This is a genomic window from Allobosea sp., from assembly GCF_048595345.1.
Classification (GTDB): Bacteria; Pseudomonadota; Alphaproteobacteria; order Rhizobiales; family Beijerinckiaceae; genus Allobosea.
In genome coordinates, this window is sequence record NZ_JBMDWH010000103.1 from 25,073 (window position 1) to 31,072 (window position 6,000).

The 6,000-nt window shown below is 68.0% G+C and carries 7 protein-coding genes and 1 pseudogene; 1 reads left to right on the forward strand and 7 read right to left on the reverse strand.

Going from position 1 to position 6,000, the window contains the following annotated elements; genetic code table 11:
- Positions 1-28 precede the first annotated feature (28 nt).
- The 5 genes from phnK to phnG are packed head-to-tail and all read right to left on the reverse strand — an operon-like array spanning position 29 to position 4,020.
- On the reverse strand, positions 29-835 hold the full coding sequence (gene phnK / locus ACOJTB_RS10870) for a phosphonate C-P lyase system protein PhnK (protein WP_420102540.1): 807 nt from the start codon (positions 833-835) through the stop codon (positions 29-31).
- Complete coding sequence (locus ACOJTB_RS10875) at positions 832-1,854, reverse strand: alpha-D-ribose 1-methylphosphonate 5-phosphate C-P-lyase PhnJ (RefSeq protein WP_420102541.1); 1,023 nt, start codon at positions 1,852-1,854, stop codon at positions 832-834. Before ACOJTB_RS10875 ends, phnK begins: the two co-directional genes overlap by 4 nt.
- Complete coding sequence (locus tag ACOJTB_RS10880) at positions 1,851-3,017, reverse strand: carbon-phosphorus lyase complex subunit (protein WP_420102542.1); 1,167 nt, start codon at positions 3,015-3,017, stop codon at positions 1,851-1,853. The genes ACOJTB_RS10875 and ACOJTB_RS10880 overlap by 4 nt, the downstream gene beginning before the upstream one ends.
- On the reverse strand, positions 3,017-3,604 hold the full coding sequence (gene phnH / locus ACOJTB_RS10885) for a phosphonate C-P lyase system protein PhnH (protein ID WP_420102543.1): 588 nt from the start codon (positions 3,602-3,604) through the stop codon (positions 3,017-3,019). Before phnH ends, ACOJTB_RS10880 begins: the two co-directional genes overlap by 1 nt.
- 14 nt (positions 3,605-3,618) lie before the next feature.
- Positions 3,619-4,020 carry a phosphonate C-P lyase system protein PhnG gene (gene phnG, locus ACOJTB_RS10890; RefSeq protein WP_420102544.1) on the reverse strand — a complete coding sequence of 134 codons (402 nt, stop codon included), beginning with the start codon at positions 4,018-4,020 and terminating at the stop codon, positions 3,619-3,621.
- A 138-nt stretch (positions 4,021-4,158) separates the two neighbouring features.
- Between phnG and phnF the strand changes: the two genes are divergently transcribed.
- Entirely contained in the window at positions 4,159-4,902 is a 744-nt protein-coding gene (gene phnF, locus ACOJTB_RS10895) for a phosphonate metabolism transcriptional regulator PhnF (RefSeq protein ID WP_420102545.1), read from the forward strand.
- Positions 4,903-5,012: 110 nt separating this feature from the next.
- Here phnF and phnE read toward each other — a convergent pair whose 3' ends face one another.
- Complete coding sequence (gene phnE / locus ACOJTB_RS10900) at positions 5,013-5,864, reverse strand: phosphonate ABC transporter, permease protein PhnE (protein ID WP_420102546.1); 852 nt, start codon at positions 5,862-5,864, stop codon at positions 5,013-5,015.
- Positions 5,864-6,000: pseudogene (locus ACOJTB_RS10905) on the reverse strand (phosphonate ABC transporter, permease protein PhnE); the annotation flags it as partial. The pseudogene ACOJTB_RS10905 and the gene phnE, both read right to left, overlap by 1 nt.

Genomic DNA, 6,000 nt, shown 5'->3' on the forward strand with positions numbered 1-6,000 from the left:
CCGGACCAGGTGGGTTGAACGAAGCCCGTCATACCGTCAGCACCGCCGAGGTCAGAAGCTGCGTATAGGCATGGTGCGGATCGTCGAGCACCTGATCGGTCAGGCCCTGCTCGACGACCCGGCCGTCCTTCATCACCATCAGCCGGTCGGTCAGCAGACGCGCCACGGCGAGGTCGTGGGTGACGATGATCGCGGCGAGGCCGAGATCACGCACCAGCACGCGCAGCAGATCCAGCAGGCGGGCCTGCACCGAGACGTCGAGGCCTCCGGTCGGCTCGTCCATGAAGACGAGGCGCGGCTCGGAGACCAGCACGCGGGCGATCTGCAGGCGCTGCTGCATGCCGCCGGAGAACTGGCGCGGCCTGTCGTCGATGCGGGCGCCCGCGATCTCGACGCGGGCGAGCCAGTCCAGCGCGCGCTCGCGGATGCGTCCGTAATGACGGTCGCCGCGATCCATCAGCCGCTCGCCGACATTGCCGCCGGCGGTGACGTCCATCCGCAGCCCGTCGCGCGGGTTCTGGTGGACGATGCCCCAGGCCGTGCGCATGAGCCGACGGCGCTCCTGCTCGGAGACCGAATAGATGTCGAGCGGCTCGGGCCCGCCCCGGAACAGCACCTCGCCCTCATCGGGCTTGTCGATGCCGGCGAGGCAGCGCAGCAGCGTCGATTTGCCGGAGCCGGATTCGCCGACGATGCCGAGCACCTCGCCGGGCCAGAGATCGAAGGAGACCCCGGTGCAGCCGATGCGCTCGCCATAAAAGCGCGAGACGCCGGAGACCGAGAGCAGCGGGGCGGGATCGAGATCGGTGTCGGGGAAGGTGGCGTGGATGGTCATTGCGTGTCTCCTGTCCCGTCATTGCGAGCGGAGCGAAGCAAACCAGGAGGCGTAGAGCGCTGCCGCTCCTGGATTGCTTCGTCGGCCTCGCCTCCTGGCAATGACGGGGCGGCGACGAGCCCGCTCGCTGCCGCGTCCCCCAACAGGGCACCGCGATGGCCCTGCGAACGGCGCGTCTCGCAGTAGTGGCTGTCGGAGCAGACGAACATGCGCCCGCCGCGATCGTCGATCACCACCTCGTCGAGATAGGAATCGGCGGCGCCGCACAGCGCGCAGGGCTCGTTCCAGCTCTGGATGCGGAAGGGATGGTCCTCGAAATCGAGGCTCCTGACGCTGGTATGAGGCGGGATCGCGTAGATGCGCTTTTCGCGGCCGGCGCCGAAGAGCTGCAGCGCCGGGCAATCATGCATCTTCGGATTGTCGAATTTTGGGATCGGCGAGGGCGCCGTGACATAACGGCCGTTCACCAGCACCGGATAATCGTAGGTCGTCGTCACCTCGCCGAAACGGGCGATACTCTCATAGAGCTTGACCTGCATCAGCCCGTATTCGGCCCAGGCGTGCATCTTGCGGGTCTCGGCCTCGCGCGGCTCCAGCTTGCGCAGCGGCTCGGGCTGCGGAACCTGGTAGACGATGGTCTGCCCGGCTTTCAGCGGCGCCTCCGGGATGCGGTGGCGGGTCTGGATGATCGTGGCATCCTCCGTCGCCTCCGTGGTGCGGGCATCGGCGGTGCGCTCGAAGAAGCGGCGGATCGAGACGGCGTTTGTGGTGTCGTCGGCGCCTTGGTCGATCACCTTCAGCATGTCGGCCGGGCCGATGATCGAGGCGGTGATCTGGATGCCGCCGGTGCCCCAGCCGCGGGCGAGCGGCATCTCGCGCGAGCCGAACGGCACCTGATAGCCCGGAACGGCGACCGCCTTGAGCAGCGCCCGGCGGATCATCCGCTTGGTCTGCTCGTCGAGATAGGCGTAATTGTAAGCCGGCTTCGTATCATCGACCGGGATGTGGTGAAGGGTCATTCCGCGGCCTCCGGCATGGTCTGGGATCCGTCGCCGTCCTGCTCACCGGCGAGACGTTCCTCCCGCTCCTTGCGGATGCGGCGGATCAGTTCGAGTTCGCCCTGGAAATCGACGTAATGCGGCAGCTTGAGGTGCTCGACGAAGCCGGCCGCCTCGACATTGTCCGAATGGTAGAGAACGAACTCGTCCTGCTGGGCCGGATACTCCGCCGCCTCGCCGAAATCGCGCGCCTTCAACGCCCGGTCGACCAGGGATATCGACATCGCCTTGCGCTCGGCATGGCCGAAGACGAGGCCGTAGCCGCGGGTGAATTGCGGGGGGACGTCCTTCGAACCCTGGAACTGGTTGACCATCTGGCATTCGGTGATGGTGATGTCACCGAGATCGACGGCGAAGCCGAGTTCCTCGGGCACATATTCGACCGCGACCTCGCCGACCCGGACCTCGCCGACGAAGGGGTGGCTGTTGCCGTAGCCGCGCTGGACCGAATAGCCGAGGCCGAGCAGGAAGCCCTCGTCGCCGCGCGCCATCGCCTGCAGCCGGACGTCACGATCGGCGGGGAAGGAGACCGGCTCGCGCGTCAGGTCGAAGGGGCGCGGATCGCCCTGCGGCGGCTCCTCGGGCTCCATCAGGCCCTCGGCGCCGAGGATGTCGGGGACGCGGGGCATGTGGGGATCGAGGCCATCGGCAGGGGGCATTGGGGAGTCGGGCTGACCGGAGGTTTTCGACGCCCGATTGCGGACTGCCGATTGCTCCTCCTCCATCAACCCGAAATCGAAGAGCCGGTGGGTGTAGTCGTAGGTCGCGCCGAGCACCTGCCCACCGGGCAGATCCTTGTAGGTGGCGGAGACCCGGCGGCGGATCGCCATCCGGGCCGTGTCGAGCGGCTCGGAGGAGCCGAAGCGCGGCAGGGTGGTGCGATAGGCGCGCATCAGGAAGGCGGCCTCGATGACGTCGCCCTGCGACTGCTTGAGCGCCAGCGCCGCCAGATCGCGATCGTAGAGCGAGCCCTCGTTCATTACACGGGCGCAGGCCAGAGCCTGCTGCTCGCGGATCTGGGCGACGGAGATCTCCGGCACCGCCGGATCGCCGCGCCGCGCTTCTGCGACCAGCTCATGCGTGGCCAGGATGGCGGCCTCGCCGCCTTTGACGGCAACATACATCAGGCGGTCTCCTCGATGCGGGTCGAGCGGGGCAAGCCGATGACGGCGTCGCCGCAGGCGAGAACGACATCGATCCCGAGCGGATAGAGAGCGCCATTGGCGTGCAGCTCGTCGGCGAAGCCGTCGCGCAGCCCCGATGGCGCAATGATGCGGGTGCCGGGGATGCCCGGACCGGACAGCGTCAAGGGGCTGCCGCCTTCCATGTTCGCGAGCTGGAGGACGACCGTCGTGGATCGGTCCGGAAACTGGTCCGTGCCCGGATGGAAGGCCGAGAGCGCCGGCTCTGCCGCGGCGCCGTCGATGACGGCGAAGGCGGCCTCTCCGGGCGCGTCGACGAGCGGGGCGCCGCAATGAAAGCGCAGCCAGGCGCCCGCGGGCCCCTCGCGCAGCGCGGGGGCGAGCCAGATCGGCGTTTCGTAATCGGCGAGCGTCAGCAGCAGGGTCGCGGTCGCCGCGCAGAGGCCCTCCGGCGGAGCGACGTCACCGGCGACGAGCTGCTTCGTGCCGGGCTCGGACAAGGCCGCGAGCACGGCGCGGAAGGTCGCCTGCGACTGCAGGACCGGGTCGGTGAAGCCGGCGGTGATCATGCTCTCGCTCGCCATCACGCGCCCCGCACCATCGTGAAGAAATCGACCTTGGTCGCGGCCGCCTTGCGCGAGGCGAGCTCGCGGGCGGTCTGCTGAGCCTCGGCGAGGGTAGCGACGGCGCGATGCAGCGCGCTGCTCTCCTCCTCGTCCTGAAGCCGGGCATCGAGCAGGGCGGCGAGCCGCGCTTTGCGACCGTCGCGGCCCAACGCATAAGAAAAGCCGAGCCGGCCGTGGGGCAGGCGCACGACGCAGCGCGTCACCGTGGCTTCGCCCAGATTGAAGCGGCGACCGGCGCCGCCGGCGCGGCCTTCGACCATCACGGTCCCGGTTTCCGGCGCCTTCAGGACCTCATGGGCCGGTACGGCTTCGAGCAGCGTTTCGATTTCGCCGCAGGAGGCGCGGGCGAGCGTCGCCATCCAGATCTGCCTCGGCGTACGCGGACTTTCGGGTGGGCAAGTGTCGGTCATCGGCACGGCTCGCTGGTCAGGCTCGAATGTCTAGACTATAATAGGCGATGCGATGAGAAAGGTCTATACATTTTGGGCGACAGTTTCGTGACGGATACCGGTGCGGCAGAGCGCGACGGCGGGACCGCCTGGCGACGTATCGCGGACGAGTTGGCCGAGGCGATCGGCCGTGGCGATTACAAGCTCGGCGACACATTGCCTGCCTCGGTCGCGCTGGCGGAGCGCTATGGCGTGCATCGGCATACGGTGCGGCAGGCCTTTCGCCACCTCGCCGATCAGGGCCTGGTCAGCGTCTCACGCGGGCGTGGCACGCAGGTGACGGCGCCGCGATTGCCCTATCCGATCGGCCGGCGCGTCAGCATGCGCAGCAATATGGGCAAGCTCGGCCTCACCGGCACCAGCCGGATGCTCTCGGCCGGGATCGCCGTCGGTGAGGCGCCGGCCTGCCAGGCGCTCCGGCTGAAGACGGGCACGCCGCTCTGGTGCGTGCGCGGCGTCAGCCTCGCCGATGGCGTGCCGATGGGCACCGGTACGCATTGGCTCGCCGTCGAGCGCTTTCCGGATTTCGACGAGGCCTATCGCGCGGCCGAAGGCTCGATCACCGCGGCGTTCAAGAGCTATGGCATCGCCGACTACGTGCGCCTGTCGACCCGGCTGACGGCGCGGCTCGCGGTGGCGGAGGAGGCGGAACTTCTGGAGATCGCCCCTGAATCGGCCGTGATGATCTCCACGGCGGTCGATGCGCTGCCGGATCTGACGCCGGTGCATCTGGTCACGAGCGTCTTTGCGGCCGAGCGCATGGAGATGGTGATCGAGCCGTTTGGCGATTGATCGGAAGCGTCATGCTCGGGCCGAGCCGAGCATTTGAGAAGGCGAGCGCTCCTCATCCTGGGGAAACGCGGGTCTTCGCTTCGCGGCGCCCGAGAATGACGCCCGGTGCGTTACGCCGCCCGCTTGCCGATGATGGCGAAGCGCAGCCTGCTTGAGATGAGGTCGATCACCGACACGGCGACGAGGATCAGCAGGATGAGAAAGGACACCTGCTGCCATTCCAGAGTGCGGATGGTCTCGGCGAGATAAAGCCCGATGCCGCCCGCGCCGACGATGCCGATGATGGTGGAGGAGCGGGTGTTCGACTCGATGAAATAGAGCACCTGGCTTGCGATCACCGGCAGGACCTGCGGCAGCAGGCCGAAGCGGATTTCGTGCAGTCTGCCGCCGCCCACCGAGGTCACGCCCTCGACGGGCTTGCGGTCGGCCGCCTCGATCGCTTCCGAGTAGAGCTTGCCGAAGGCGCCGAGATCGGCGGTCATGATCGCGAGCATGCCGGCGAAGGGGCCGAGGCCGACGACATTCACCCAGATCAGCGCCCAGATCAGCGCATCGACGCCGCGGATGGTGTCGAGCGAGCGGCGGGCGAAGAAATGCACGAGGCGGTTGGCGATGACGTTGCGCGCCGCGACGAAGCCGAGCGGCAAGGCCAGGATCGCGGCCAGGACGGTGCCGAGGAAGGCGATGGCGATCGTCTCGAACAGGGCCTGGACGAAGATGATCGTGCGCGCCCAGGAGCCGGGATCGGGCGGCAGCATTAGCGCGACGAAGGTGCCGAGATTGCCGAAGCCGGAGAGCACGCGCCAGAGCGTCGTCTCCAACGTCGTCAGCCCGTAGACGAAGAGGCCGAGCAGGGCCGCAATCGTGCCGATGGTGGCGATGCGGGCCGTGAGCGAGCCGCGGATCGCTCCGGCATGCCGGGCGAGAATCTCGGCCCGCTCGGTGTCGGTGATGGCGCTCATCAGCGGCTCTCCCGGCTCAGCAGGGCATGGCGCATGCGTTCGGTGCCGAGGTCGATCAGCATCACCGCCAGGATGATCAGCAGCAGGATGGCGCTGACATCGGTGTAGTAGAACTTGCGGATGGCCTCGATCAGAT